Annotated in this window: 10 protein-coding genes and 4 tRNA genes; 2 read left to right on the top strand and 12 right to left on the bottom strand. The window is 60.1% G+C overall.

All coding sequences use genetic code 11. From position 1 onward, the window contains the following. Nucleotides 1–41: 41 nt before the first annotated feature. Complete coding sequence (locus tag ACM6HV_RS19530) at nucleotides 42–1,733, top strand: Hsp70 family protein (RefSeq protein ID WP_414905058.1); 1,692 nt, start codon at nucleotides 42–44, stop codon at nucleotides 1,731–1,733. Here ACM6HV_RS19530 and ACM6HV_RS19525 read toward each other — a convergent pair. The 12 genes from ACM6HV_RS19525 to gltX form a co-directional block, all read right to left on the bottom strand. Then, nucleotides 1,730–4,426 (bottom strand): DUF805 domain-containing protein, encoded by a 2,697-nt coding sequence (locus tag ACM6HV_RS19525; protein WP_414905057.1) that lies wholly within the window; start codon nucleotides 4,424–4,426, stop codon nucleotides 1,730–1,732. The two genes, ACM6HV_RS19530 and ACM6HV_RS19525, sit on opposite strands and share 4 nt — an antisense overlap. After that, entirely contained in the window at nucleotides 4,423–5,118 is a 696-nt protein-coding gene (locus tag ACM6HV_RS19520; protein WP_414905056.1) for a DUF1266 domain-containing protein, read from the bottom strand. The genes ACM6HV_RS19525 and ACM6HV_RS19520 overlap by 4 nt, the downstream gene beginning before the upstream one ends. 186 nt (nucleotides 5,119–5,304) lie before the next feature. Beyond that, nucleotides 5,305–5,751 (bottom strand): Hsp20 family protein, encoded by a 447-nt coding sequence (locus ACM6HV_RS19515; RefSeq protein WP_108183245.1) that lies wholly within the window; start codon nucleotides 5,749–5,751, stop codon nucleotides 5,305–5,307. Nucleotides 5,752–5,872: 121 nt separating this feature from the next. Beyond that, nucleotides 5,873–6,832, bottom strand: coding sequence for a tRNA dihydrouridine synthase (locus tag ACM6HV_RS19510; RefSeq protein ID WP_414905055.1), 960 nt, complete (start codon nucleotides 6,830–6,832; stop codon nucleotides 5,873–5,875). 168 nt (nucleotides 6,833–7,000) lie between these two features. Beyond that, complete coding sequence (locus ACM6HV_RS19505) at nucleotides 7,001–7,438, bottom strand: acyl-CoA thioesterase (protein ID WP_414905054.1); 438 nt, start codon at nucleotides 7,436–7,438, stop codon at nucleotides 7,001–7,003. A gap of 46 nt (nucleotides 7,439–7,484) precedes the next feature. Then, nucleotides 7,485–8,318 carry an alpha/beta fold hydrolase gene (locus ACM6HV_RS19500; RefSeq protein WP_414905053.1) on the bottom strand — a complete coding sequence of 278 codons (834 nt, stop codon included), beginning with the start codon at nucleotides 8,316–8,318 and terminating at the stop codon, nucleotides 7,485–7,487. A gap of 30 nt (nucleotides 8,319–8,348) precedes the next feature. Beyond that, nucleotides 8,349–8,888 (bottom strand): TetR/AcrR family transcriptional regulator, encoded by a 540-nt coding sequence (locus ACM6HV_RS19495; protein ID WP_414905052.1) that lies wholly within the window; start codon nucleotides 8,886–8,888, stop codon nucleotides 8,349–8,351. 181 nt (nucleotides 8,889–9,069) lie between these two features. Beyond that, nucleotides 9,070–9,145, bottom strand: a tRNA-Glu gene (locus ACM6HV_RS19490). A gap of 81 nt (nucleotides 9,146–9,226) precedes the next feature. Then, a tRNA-Ala gene (locus ACM6HV_RS19485) sits at nucleotides 9,227–9,302 on the bottom strand. A gap of 53 nt (nucleotides 9,303–9,355) precedes the next feature. Next, nucleotides 9,356–9,431 (bottom strand) — tRNA-Glu (locus ACM6HV_RS19480). A 79-nt stretch (nucleotides 9,432–9,510) separates the two neighbouring features. After that, nucleotides 9,511–9,586: transfer RNA gene (locus ACM6HV_RS19475), tRNA-Ala, on the bottom strand. A gap of 257 nt (nucleotides 9,587–9,843) precedes the next feature. After that, the gene (gene gltX / locus ACM6HV_RS19470) at nucleotides 9,844–11,325 is read right to left on the bottom strand and encodes a glutamate--tRNA ligase (protein WP_047293199.1); all 1,482 of its coding nucleotides are present in this window, start codon (nucleotides 11,323–11,325) and stop codon (nucleotides 9,844–9,846) included. Between the two features lie 228 nt (nucleotides 11,326–11,553). Between gltX and ACM6HV_RS19465 the strand changes: the two genes are divergently transcribed. Further along, on the top strand, nucleotides 11,554–12,603 hold the full coding sequence (locus tag ACM6HV_RS19465; RefSeq protein ID WP_414905051.1) for an HlyD family secretion protein: 1,050 nt from the start codon (nucleotides 11,554–11,556) through the stop codon (nucleotides 12,601–12,603). The last annotated feature ends 12 nt before the right edge of the window (nucleotides 12,604–12,615 follow it).

Raw genomic sequence — 12,615 nt, 5'->3', positions numbered from 1 at the left:
ACCTGTAGGGTCGCGTTTTTTGCGCTGTTTCGAGATCGATCATGCAGGATGCAACCCTTCCCCGCCCAGCCCTGCTGGGCATTGACCTTGGCACCACCAACAGCCTGATCGCCGTCTGGCAGGACGGTCAGGCCCGATTGATCCCCAACGCCCTCGGCGAGGTACTCACCCCGTCAGTGGTCAGTCTCGATGAAGATGACACGATTCTGGTCGGCAAAGCCGCTCGCGCTCGCCTGACCACGCATCCCGATCGCACAGCCGCTGCCTTCAAGCGCTTCATGGGCAGCGACAAGCGGATCGAACTCGGGAATCGCCACTTCAGCCCGGAAGAATTGTCGGCGCTGGTGCTCGGCTCGCTCAAACAGGACGCCGAAGCATTTCTCGGCTACCCGGTATCGGAAGCTGTAATTTCGGTGCCGGCGTATTTCAGTGACGAGCAACGCAAGCGCACCCTGTTCGCCGCCGAACTGGCCGGCCTCACCGTCACGCGCATGATCAATGAACCGACCGCTGCCGCGATGGCCTACGGGCTGCACGAGCAAAAGTTCGAGCGCACATTGATCTTCGATCTGGGTGGCGGCACCTTCGACGTCACGGTGCTGGAATACGCACTGCCGCTGATCGAAGTGCATGCCTCCACCGGCGACAACTTCCTCGGTGGCGAAGACTTCACCGCTGCGCTGTTGCAAGCCTGCCTGAAAAACTGGCAACTGGCCCCGTCAATGATCGATGCTCAAGACATGGCCAGCCTTGGCGACGCGTTGGAACAGCTCAAGTGCAAACTCGGCGAAGGCACCCAATCATTGCGCTGGCACCATGCCGACCGGTCATTTGAATGGACGCTGGACGAAGCCGCCGCCGTGAAGATCTGGGAGCCATTGCTCGCACGATTGCGCGCACCGATCGAACAGGCTCTGCGCGATGCACGCCTGAAGCCTAGGGATCTCGACAGCCTGGTGCTGGTCGGTGGCGCCACGCGGATGCCAGCGGTGCAACAGATGGTCGCCACGCTGTTCGGACGCTTGCCGTATCGGCATCTCGACCCGGACACCATCGTTGCACTCGGCGCGGCCACGCAAGCTGCGTGCAAGGCGCGAGATGGTGCGGTGGAAGAGTTGATCCTGACCGATGTCTGCCCTTACACGCTGGGGATTGCGACCATGCGCGGCAACGGTATCGACGGTGCCTTTTCGCCGATCATCGAACGTAACACCATCATCCCGACGTCACGGGTGGAGCGCTATCACACCACCCATCCCCGTCAGGCACAGATCCGCATTGCGGTCTATCAGGGCGAACGGCCGTGGGTACGTGACAACATCCTGATTGAGGCTTTCGATGTCGACTTGACGCCCTGCGAGCACATTCAGGAACTGGATGTGCGCTTCAGTTACGACATCAATGGGTTGCTCGAAGTCGACGTCACGCTGCTCGAGACCGGTGATCGCCACAGCCACAGCATTGACCGCAGCCCCACGGGGCTGGATGAACAGGCGCGAAGGGAAAGCCACAACCGGCTGTCCACACTGAAGGTCCATCCACGTGATGCATTACCCAACCGAACATTGCTGGCCCGCCTGGAGCGCGCGTGGATGCAGAGCCTCGGCACACAACGCGAAAGCATTGCCGAATGGCTTCACAGGTTCACTACGGTACTCGGCGGCCAGCAACCGTCAGAGATTGCCAGCCACCGCTCGGAGCTCAACAAGGCGCTGGATCAACTGCGCCTTTAGCCGTTGAGCCGGCGTAATGCGGCCTGCAGGCCGCCGGACAGCATATCGCTACCACCGCTGTCCGGCGGCACGCCGTAGCGGTTGGGTAATTTATCTCCCGGAAAACCGAACAGCACCAACGGCAAAAATGGCAGGACCGGTGACAGCGCCATGAATATCAATAAGGTGGGAATGCCCCGGCCCATATCGTGCAACCGGCGGAGAATGGCGACGAGCAACAGCAGGACACCGAGTAACAGGATCAGAATGCCAGAGACCGTGGTACCACTGATCAGACCCGCCACCGGCGCAATCACCACACACGCCAGGACCTGAGCAATAAAAGCCTTGCGCCCCAACCGCGACCCCAGGCGCCAGATCGCGCTCGCCGGTACCGGCTGAATATTGCTGTTGGCCAGCAATAAACGCTCGGACCAGGACAGCAAGGCACACAATGCCAGTCGTAACCCGATACTGTTCTGCACGTCATCCTTGCCCTGCTGCAATTGGCGCAGTACGCGCGTTTTCGGCACACCGGCAGCGCCATAACGAATCAGGGACTTGAGTGCGTCCAGTGCCTCATAGGCCAGCAGTTTGTCGACACCAAAATCCGTCAACACCTTGCGCGGCGGCCACACCGGCTGGCCCTTGATCAAGCCGTCGCGAAAACCTTCGAACCAGTCGTCCTCACAACTGACCGCCGCGATCGACTGCAACAAGGCACGATGCTGTTCGGCGCCCAGGCTCGGGTCGTGATAGAGCACGCCCCAGAACATCAACAAACCCAGCAGATCGTCACCGCAGGCTTCCCGGTCGCTTTCGACGCAGGTGTAAAGCAAGGTATTGGCAGGCAATCTGGCGCTGTCGAGAGCCTGTTGCACGCTGAACAATTGCTGCACCAACACACCATGAACCGGATCATCGCCTTGCAGCCATCCCAGTAAACCGTCGCAACTGCCTTGCTCACGCCGCAAGCGCTGCAACAGTGGCTGCAACCGAGCCAAAGGATGAGCAGGATTGAATGCCAGGCGCTCCAGGCACTGTGCATCAATCAACTGCAGCCAACGCCCGGGCTGCTCCAGCAACGCCAGTAAAAACAGGGTCTGGGCATTCCATTCCCATGTGGCCTGCCCCAAGCCAACCGGCGGCAATTCAATACCGCGAAGGCTTAACTGCAGCAGCAGATCGAGTTCGGACAAGTCGCAGTCGTCTTTGACGGCGCTCAGGCTGAACGCTTCGGCCATTCGCTCCAGCGCGGCGGCGCTGTAGGGCCGCAAGCGTCGCAGCCACAAACGACAGACCTTGTGCGTTTCGCCTTTTGTCAGCACCTCGGGCAAGTTCCGCGAAATCGCGTCCGCCTCGCAGAAAGCGTCCATCGCCTGCGCAATCGGGGCACTGCTCAACCAGCGCAGATGCTGCCCGGCCTGATGTTTGAAACCGACCATCACCAGGCTTTCGAGCGCATCGACCGGCAGCGGCGCATCCAGAATCTGCTGCAGCAACGCTGAATCCCCCCGATGCAACGCCCACGCGTGTCGGTACAGTTGCAACAATCGGCTGTCGGCATTTTCGCCCAACAACTGTGCTAGCAATGGGAGTTCATCGCCCGTCATGCGCCAGTCGACAAAGCTCTGCGCCAGACTATCAAGCTGCAACTGCCCGACATCCAGCCAACGATTCAGCGTCTCCGGGCGCTGTGACGGACTGCCATAGACCTGGCACTCATCCCCGAGATCCTCGGACCAGTCAGCGCAGTCCTGCAGACGATCGAATGCCTGAATCAGCAGCGGTAGAAAGGTCGGCTGTCGCTTGGCACACAGTTCCAGCAGACGGCTTTCAGCCATCGGATGACGATGTTCGCTCCACAGCCGGATCCAGCAAGGCAATGCATGATCGTCCCGGCCCAACAAGCTGTTCTGACACGCAAGCAAGTACAGCCAGTCCACATCATCCGGAGCTGCAAGTTGCTGCTCGACACAGCACTGCAAAAATGTCGACGCAGCGATTCCCGCTTGAGTGAATTGCACCAGCAAGCGCTTGATGAACACAGCATCATCCGGCAACGGCAAGCACGTGTGCTGACTGGCGAAGTCGGCGAACTCATGGAGGGGGCGCTGAGAGAAGATGAAGTCGAGACTACGGGCGTACCACAGCGATTCAGTCTGCGCAGCCTCTGACCAGGCGCTCATCAGATCCGTGTCGAATGGGTCGGGCGTTTCGATTCGCTGCAGAAAGGCTTCCACCCGGTGTGCATCGTCGAACTCCAGATCGAGCAACTGTCGATCCCAGGCCATTCGCCTGGCCAACAGGTTCGCGCAACGGTAGGACAACGGACCGGCACCCGCCATCCGGTGGTAGAGCCCCCAACTGAGCTCATCCAGTTCATCCAGTGACAATTCATCCAGTGCCTGAACAAATGCCTGCCATGCCGCGAAATTGAACCGCCGCGCGGGATCATCAAGCAGCTCGCAGAAATTCACAAACACCTGAGGGATCGCGACGATCTCCTGCTCTGTCTCTTCGGACTGTTCTTCGGACTCGTCCTCCTCTTCCTCACGCGCCAGACGCATCGCGTTTTCGTAAGCCATGCGCAACGCCTGAAAGCCCTCCGGATCGGTCTCTGGATGATGCGCCGGCAGGCGTGCGCGGTAGGCATTGCGAATCAGGGTTTCGTCAGTAGTAGGCTCGATGCCCAGTCGGATCCAGCAACTCATGACCAGTCGAACTCCTTGAGCGATGCCGGCCGTGGCGACAGCTCAATTTCCATGTGCCAAGGCAAATCAGCCAGAAAGTGCGGAATATTCTGCGCAAGGCCACGAGTAATCCGCAGGTTATGGGCGCTGTTGCCCTGTCGGTCCAGCTCGCAAGCCAGCTCGTCATCGCTGGCGCTCAGGCAGCACCAAAAAGTCCGCCCCACCACAAAACCATTGAAATAATCCATCCAGCTGCCGTAGTGAAATTGCGCCCTGATGGCCAAGCGACTGTGCAGCCAGTTGCTCTCGACCAAATCGATCCACTGATTGCGTACCGCACACCGCAGTAGAAACCCCATCCGCCCATAATCCCAGGACAAAATCCCCCCAGGACCGCAACTGCCGAACGTACGGCTGGCGAATTCATGCAGGACACGCTCGCGGGGGCTCAATTCTTCGAGCAACGCCTGCCATTGACTCGGCAGACAACGCTGCCAAGCCAGATAGGCACCGCTGAGGTGCTTGGCATGGCCGTCATCGGTCATCCATTCGAGCATGTCGAACAATTGCCGCCGATCATCGATCCCCCAGCTGTCTTTCAGATCGATGTAGTGGTCGTCGCAGAACGCGGGGTCGTCGTACCCGGCGCCGGTATTGAGCGCAGCCATTGGTGCAGAAAGGGCGCACAGCCAGCGCTGTTGAATCTCGTCCATGAAAAAAGACTCCAGGCCGACCGCCAAGGAGTGGGGCCGGCAAAACTGCGGCGGATTGTAGAGAAACCGCTGTCAGGGGCAAAGTCGAACAGCGCTTTTCTTGCGCCCACAAAAAAGGCCCCGACGGATCGGGGCCTTCATTCAGCGGCTCAGCGCCTGTTCAGGCATTTTGTGTCTGCACGTGAATCAGTGCTGCAGAACCGGCTTTTGCGCTCCGTTGATCGGGATGCGCTTGGCTTTCGCTTCTTCCGGGATCACCCGCAACAGGTCGATGCTCAACAGACCGTTGCTCAGATCGGCGGCTTTGATCTCGATGTGATCGGCCAGGCGGAAGGACAGCTTGAAAGCCCGCTGGGCAATGCCTTGATGCAGGAAGGTCACGCCTTCGTTGGCATCACGCTTGCCGCCACTGATGGTCAGCACACCCTTCTCGACTTGCAGTTCCAGGTCTTCTTCCTGGAAACCGGCGGCCGCCACGACGATGCGGTATTGATCGTCACCGTGTTTTTCCACGTTATAGGGTGGGTAGGTGCTGCCTGGCTCGTTGCGTAGCGCGGTTTCGAACAGGTCGTTGAAACGGTCGAAACCCACCGAAGAACGGAACAGTGGTGCCAGGGAAAATGCAGTACTCATGGTTCAAATCTCCTGAAAACAATCAGCAAGTTTTTGTGTCTCCGCGACCCGAATTCGGCATCGCGTAACCCTTAGATAGGGACCGCCAAAATGATTTCAAGAGATTATTTGAAGATTTTTTTCAGGCCGCTTCGGCGACCGGCAAACCCAGTAAACGCGAGACCTGGTCCGGTTCCGTCTCGCGACGCAGCACAGTAAACAGCTCGGTAGCTTCGGGATAATTGCGCGTCAGCATCGCCAGCCACTGCTTCAATCGACCCGGCGATTGACGTGCAGTCATCTGCGCCTTGGCTTGCAGCCAGAAGTCCTGAATCAGCGGCAGCAACTCAACCCAGCTCATCTCGACCACGTCTTCACCAGCGCGCGCGGCGGCGATCTGCTTTGCCAGATCCGGGCGCGATACCAGACCGCGTCCGAGCATGATGTCTTCGACGCCGCTGATCTCGCGACAGCGGCGCCAGTCTTCGACGCTCCAGATATCGCCATTGGCGAACACCGGCACCTTGACCACGTCCTGCACCCGCGGAATCCACTCCCAATGCGCCGGCGGCTTGTAGCCATCGACCTTGGTGCGGGCGTGAACCACGATGTGCTCGGCGCCGCCCTCGGCCAGCGCCGTGGCGCAGACCAGTGAGCCATCCGGGCTGTCGAAACCCAGGCGCATCTTCGCGGTGACCGGGATGTGCGCCGGCACGGCGCGACGCACGTGCTCGACGATGCTGTTGAGCAGTTCCGGCTCCTTGAGCAGCACCGCCCCGCCCCGGGACTTGTTGACGGTCTTGGCCGGACAGCCGAAGTTCAGGTCGATGACTTCCGAGCCGAGTTCGCAGGCCAGCGCCGCGTTTTCCGCCAGACACACCGGATCGGAACCCAACAATTGCACGCGCAGCGGCACGCCGGAACGGGTGCGGGCGCCGTTGAGCAGCTCCGGGCCGAACTTGTGGAAATAGGCCGGGGTGAGCAACTGATCGTTGACCCGAATGAATTCGGTCACGCACCAGTCGATGCCGCCAACGCGGGTCAGCACGTCGCGCAGGATGTCGTCGACCAACCCCTCCATGGGCGCCAGGGCAATTTGCATGGGAAAAACACTACTCAGGAAGAAAAAACGTGCGGCAGTTTACTGGATTAAGCCGGTTAAACCCACGACCACCTGTAGGAGCTGCCGCAGGCTGCGATCTTTTGACTTTGATTTTTAAGGATCACAATCAAAAGATCGCAGCCTTCGGCAGCTCCTACAGGGATCGGGTCAGGCTGGGGACAGGATCGCCGGGCCGTAACCCTCGATGAACTCCGCCGGCATGCGCTTGGGTTTGCCGGTGGACAGTTCAATGCAGACGAAGGTGGTCTGGGCGCGCAACAGGGTGACGTTGTCGCTGGGGCGGATCAGCTGGAAGTGCCGGGTCATTTTCAGACGCTGATCCCAATCGACGATCCAGGTGGCCAGTTGCAGTTCGTCGCCTTCGTAGGCCGCCGCCAGGTAATCGATTTCGTGCCGCACCACGGCCATCGCCCGATCCAGGCGCCGGTACTCGACCAGATCCAGCCCCAGACGCTGCGAGTGGCGCCAGGCGCAGCGTTCGAGCCAGGTCACGTACACCGCGTTGTTGGCGTGGCCCAACCCGTCGATGTCCTCGGCGCCTACTTGAAGATCAATGGTGAACGGCGTTGCCCGATCCCAGCCCATGCCCCACTCCCGGTCAGATGATTCAACCGGGGCAGTGTAACGGATGTCAGGCCGATTGCCGCGCTTGAAGGCTGCGCCCCGCCAACAGTGATAACACGCCATCAACCACCCGAGGGTCGGCCAGCACGCGCTGGTGACCGCCGCTTTCCAGGCGCAGCAGGCGACTGTCGAACCATGATTCGTGGATCAATTGCGATTCTTTGACCGAGACGAAATTGTCGTCCTCGGCATGCACGATCAGGCCCGGCATATCCAATTGATAGTGCGCGACATCGAGGGTGGCGGCGCGCATGCCGACGTCCTGCTCGACCTGACGGATGAAGGCGGATCGTGCCCGCGGCGGCATGCCGACGTAGCGGGCGAAACCACGCAACACTCCAAGGATCCGTGCGGGCGCCGCGATGCTGACCAGGGTTTCGGTACGCAGCCCCAGTTGCACCGCGAGCATGGCACTGGCGCCGCCCATGGAGTGGCCGATGACGGCTTGCAGCGGTGGCAGTTCGGCGGCTGCTTCGAGCATGGCGCGGGCGAACAGTACGACGTTGGCTTCACGCCCCGGCGAACGACCATGAGCCGGACCATCAAGGGCAACGACGGTGTAACCGGCCTCGACCAGCGCTGTGATCAACGCCGCAAATTGCGTGGGTCGCCCTTCCCAGCCGTGCATCAGCAGCACCGCCGGGCCTTGGCCCCAGCGAAGCGCCGACAGGCCAAAGCGCAAAGTGATGCGTTCGGAGCTCGCCAGCAGCGGCAGCTCCCAATCGCGCAGCGGCAACGTGCGCGGCGTCATGAACGCTGCGCGCATTTTGCTCGCTACCCGCTTTGGTGCAATCCAGCCCAAGGTGCCATTAACGCCACGAACCCACTTCAACGTGTTCATCGCTCTCTCCTCAGGCGTATTGCCTTCAGGTCAACGCACCGCCGACTTGGCAGCGCGCAGCAATCGATCGGATAAATCGCCCGGGCCCAACGCGCGCGCCAGCGCCAGACCACCCACCATCAAGGCCACATCGGCCAATGCCTTGTCGGTGTCCTCGGGGCTGGACGCCAACTGCGCAATCATCAGTTCCAGGTGTTCGTTCAGTGCGATGCGGAAGGACTCCGGCAGACGCCCCAATTCGCCAATGGACGCCGGAATCGGACACGCCGAATCGCTGGAATCACGGTGCTTGCGTGACAGATAGAACGCAGCGACCAGGGCGCGACGCTCTTCGCCGGTCAGCTCGGCGTCCATGTCGGCAATCAGGTCGCGTCGACGGCTGAGCAGTTGCTTGAACGCTTCGAGCATCATGGCGTCCTTGCTTTCGAAGTGCGCGTAGAAACCACCAACAGTCAGGCCGGCGGCACCCATCACTTCGCCTACGCTTGGATCCGCCGGACCCCGCTGCATCAGCGCAGCACTGGCAGCCTTGAGGATGCGTTCGCGGGTTTGAGCTTTTTTATCGTTCATCGTTGCCTCCGAATATTACGACTAGAATATTATTCGCATAATAATATTCTGCAAGTCGAGGATATGACCGCTGGTCTGAAGCACAGTGTAAGGAAAATGGAGAGTTGGCCAAACGCCAGACAAACAAAAGGGCCATTCAATAATTGAATGACCCTTATAAATCCCGCAGAGCGGGTAATCGTGGCGTCCCCTAGGGGACTCGAACCCCTGTTACCGCCGTGAAAGGGCGGTGTCCTAGGCCACTAGACGAAGGGGACACAAACCCTTCTATACAGCTGATCAGTGCTGAGATCTGATCTGATTCAAGGCCGGTGTGGCCAGACCTTGAACTGTAAAATTGGTGGAGCTAAGCGGGATCGAACCGCTGACCTCCTGCATGCCATGCAGGCGCTCTCCCAGCTGAGCTATAGCCCCAGATTTTTCGCCTCGCGGCGGAGCGACATCTTGCAACATCGCTTCTGTAAAACTGGCGTCCCCTAGGGGACTCGAACCCCTGTTACCGCCGTGAAAGGGCGGTGTCCTAGGCCACTAGACGAAGGGGACGCAAACCCTTCCATACAACTGATCAACGCTGAGTGTTGATCGCTTCGGAGCCGGTGTGGCCAGGCTTCGAAGTGTAAATTGGTGGAGCTAGACGGGATCGAACCGTCGACCTCTTGCATGCCATGCAAGCGCTCTCCCAGCTGAGCTATAGCCCCTCATCGTTGATGTCATCACTGAGGACGGGGCGAATCTTAAGGGCGTATCGAAAGCCTGTCAAACTTATTTTTGAAAAATTTCAAAGTTTTTTGTCGGCATAACAATCACTTACCGCCCTCCCCCCGAAAATCCGGGAGGTTTACGCACACCGTCGACCTTTAGGAGCTGGCGCAGACTGCGGTCTTTTGCCGTTGGTCTTTAGAAGCAAGAGCAAAAGATCGCAGCCTTCGGCAGCTCCTACACAAGCCGCAAGCGCTTAGGCGATAGCGCCCAGCAGCTTTTCCCACTCTTTGTTTTCTTTCTTGGACACGCCGCCCAGCAGGTCAATCGCCTGGCGCAGACGGAAACGGGTCAGGTCCGGGCCGAGGATTTCCATCGCATCGAGCACCGACACCGAACTGGCCTGCCCGGTGATCGCGGCAAACATCAGCGGCATCGCGTCACGCAGCTTCAGCTCAAGGGATTCGACTACCGCCTGAATCGTCGCGGTGATGCTGTCCTTCTCCCACTGACGCAGGCTTTCCAGCTTCCACAGGATCAACTGCATCAACTGACGCACCTGATCGCCCGAGAGCTTTTTCGACTCGAACAGCTTGGCATCCGGATTGACACCACCGGCAAAGAAGAACCCGGCCAACGGTGCAACCTGGCTGAAGGTTTCCACGCGGCCCTGGACGTGCGGCGCGATCTTCATCATGTATTCGGAATTGAACGCCCATTTCTGCACGCGCGCGGCGAACTCTTCCACCGGCAGGTCACGCAGCCACTGGCCGTTGAGCCACGACAGTTTCTCGATATCGAAGATCGGCCCGCCGAGGGACACACGCTTGAGGTCAAAGTTGTCGACCATTTCCTGCAGCGAGAACTTCTCGCGCTCGTCGGGCATCGACCAGCCCATGCGACCGAGGTAGTTGAGCATCGCTTCGGGCATGAAGCCCATGCGCTCGTAGAAGGTCACCGAGGTCGGGTTCTTGCGTTTGGACAGCTTGCTCTTGTCCGGGTTACGCAGCAGCGGCATGTAGCACAGCTCCGGTTGTTCCCAGCCGAAGTATTCGTACAGCAGGATCAGTTTCGGCGCCGACGGCAGCCATTCTTCGCCGCGCAGCACGTGGGTGATGCCCATCAGGTGGTCGTCGACCACGTTGGCGAGGAAGTACGTCGGCAGGCCGTCGGTCTTCATCAGCACTTGCATGTCCATGCGATCCCACGGGATCTCGACATCGCCGCGCAGCATGTCCGGCACCACGCAGACGCCTTCGGTCGGCACCTTCATGCGGATCACGTGCGGCTCGCCAGCGGCCAGACGCGCCGCGACCTCTTCCTTGGACAGCAGCAGCGCGCGGCCGTCGTAACGCGGGGTTTCGCCGCGCGCCATTTGTTCGGCGCGCATCTGGTCCAGTTCTTCAGCGGTGCAGAAGCATGGGAACGCATGGCCCATGTCCACCAGTTGCTGGCAATACTTCTGATAGATATCGCCACGCTCGCTCTGCCGATAAGGACCGTGCGGGCCGCCGACGTCCGGGCCTTCGCTCCAGTCGATGCCCAGCCAGCGCAGGGCGTCGAAGATCTGCTGCTCGGACTCGCGGGTCGAGCGCAACTGGTCGGTGTCTTCGATGCGCAGGATGAACTCACCGCCATGCTGCTTGGCAAAGCAGTAGTTGAACAATGCGATGTAAGCGGTACCTACGTGGGGGTCCCCGGTAGGCGATGGCGCGATGCGAGTGCGGACGGTGGTCATGGCATGTCTCGAAAAGAATGAAAAGCAAAACAATCAAGCGGCGAATGGTAACAGGCGACACCCGCCCCGCTCCAGCGGGCAGGGCATTTAAGCCAAGTTTGCGGCTGGAACGCCCATAGAGCGTGGCGAATGGCCGAATATCGGTCGACGGCATTTACCGTTTATCGGCTTCGTGCCAGATTCGTCCCCTGATAACTTTCCTTACAATTCCTCGACTACAGTTTGCCCATGCCTGCCCAACTCAAGCGTCGCCTGTTCGTTTTCCTGCTGCTGGTTCTGTTGATTGCCGGGGGCTTCTTCGCCCATTGGTTTTTCAAGGGACGCTTTTATGAAAGCACCGACAATGCCTATGTCCAGGGCGAGATCACCCGCGTTTCCAGCCAGTTGAGCGCGCGCATCGACGAAGTGCTGGTGCAGGACAACCAGCACGTGGAAAAAGGCCAGTTGCTGGTGCGCCTCGAACCCAATGATTTCCGCCTGGCCGTGGATCGCGCCAGCGCCGCCCTCGCCACCCGCGAAGCCGAGCGCTTGCAGGCGCAAAGCAAACTGACTCAGCAATCGAGCCTGATCGCCGCCAGCGACGCGCAAGTGGCCGCCTCCCAGGCATCGCTGGGTCGCTCGCAGATAGACCTGTCTCGCGCTGAAGCCCTGCGCAAGCCTGGTTTTGTGTCCGAGGAACGGGTCACCACCCTCTCCGCCGACAATCACATTGCCCGCTCGCAAGTGGCCAAGGCTCAGGCCGATGCGCAGAGCCAGCGCCAGCAGGTCAACGCACTGACCGCCGAGATCAAACGTCTCGACGCGCAGATCGCCAACGCCCGCGCCGATCTGGCCCAGGCCGAACTCAACCTGACCCGCAGCGATATCCACGCGCCGATCAGCGGCATGGTCGGCCAGCGTGCCGCGCGCAACGGCCAAGTGGTGCAGGCCGGCGCGTACCTGCTGTCGATCGTCCCGGACGAAGACATCTGGGTGCAGGCCAACTTCAAGGAAACCCAGATCGGCCACATGGTCCCCGGCCAAAAAGCCGAACTGACTTTCGACGCCTACAGCGACACGCCGATCGAGGCGCGTGTCGACAGTCTGTTCGCCGCTTCGGGTGCGCAGTTCAGCCTGTTGCCGCCGGATAACGCCACCGGCAACTTCACCAAAGTCGTGCAGCGGATTCCGGTGAAATTGACGTTCAAGGCTGACAATCCGTTGCATGGCAAGATCCGTCCGGGCATGTCGGTCACCGCCACCGTGAACATCAAAGACGCCCCAGACGATGGCCGGTGATCAACTGATCCG

This window comes from Pseudomonas sp. IT-P260 (genome assembly GCF_949768395.1).
GTDB lineage: Bacteria > Pseudomonadota > Gammaproteobacteria > Pseudomonadales > Pseudomonadaceae > Aquipseudomonas > Aquipseudomonas parakoreensis.
This window is presented reverse-complemented; position numbering and strand designations above follow the sequence as displayed.

Excerpts from the sequence above, each read along its gene's own strand:
- ACM6HV_RS19530 (WP_414905058.1), top strand. The coding sequence starts at position 42 with ATGCAGGATGCAACCCTTCCCCGCCCAGCCCTGCTGGGCATTGACCTT.
- ACM6HV_RS19525 (WP_414905057.1), bottom strand. The coding sequence starts at position 4,426 with ATGAGTTGCTGGATCCGACTGGGCATCGAGCCTACTACTGACGAAACC.
- ACM6HV_RS19520 (WP_414905056.1), bottom strand. The coding sequence starts at position 5,118 with ATGGACGAGATTCAACAGCGCTGGCTGTGCGCCCTTTCTGCACCAATG.
- ACM6HV_RS19515 (WP_108183245.1), bottom strand. The coding sequence starts at position 5,751 with ATGAGTACTGCATTTTCCCTGGCACCACTGTTCCGTTCTTCGGTGGGT.
- ACM6HV_RS19510 (WP_414905055.1), bottom strand. The coding sequence starts at position 6,832 with ATGCAAATTGCCCTGGCGCCCATGGAGGGGTTGGTCGACGACATCCTG.
- ACM6HV_RS19505 (WP_414905054.1), bottom strand. The coding sequence starts at position 7,438 with ATGGGCTGGGATCGGGCAACGCCGTTCACCATTGATCTTCAAGTAGGC.
- ACM6HV_RS19500 (WP_414905053.1), bottom strand. The coding sequence starts at position 8,318 with ATGAACACGTTGAAGTGGGTTCGTGGCGTTAATGGCACCTTGGGCTGG.
- ACM6HV_RS19495 (WP_414905052.1), bottom strand. The coding sequence starts at position 8,888 with ATGAACGATAAAAAAGCTCAAACCCGCGAACGCATCCTCAAGGCTGCC.
- gltX (WP_047293199.1), bottom strand. The coding sequence starts at position 11,325 with ATGACCACCGTCCGCACTCGCATCGCGCCATCGCCTACCGGGGACCCC.
- ACM6HV_RS19465 (WP_414905051.1), top strand. The coding sequence starts at position 11,554 with ATGCCTGCCCAACTCAAGCGTCGCCTGTTCGTTTTCCTGCTGCTGGTT.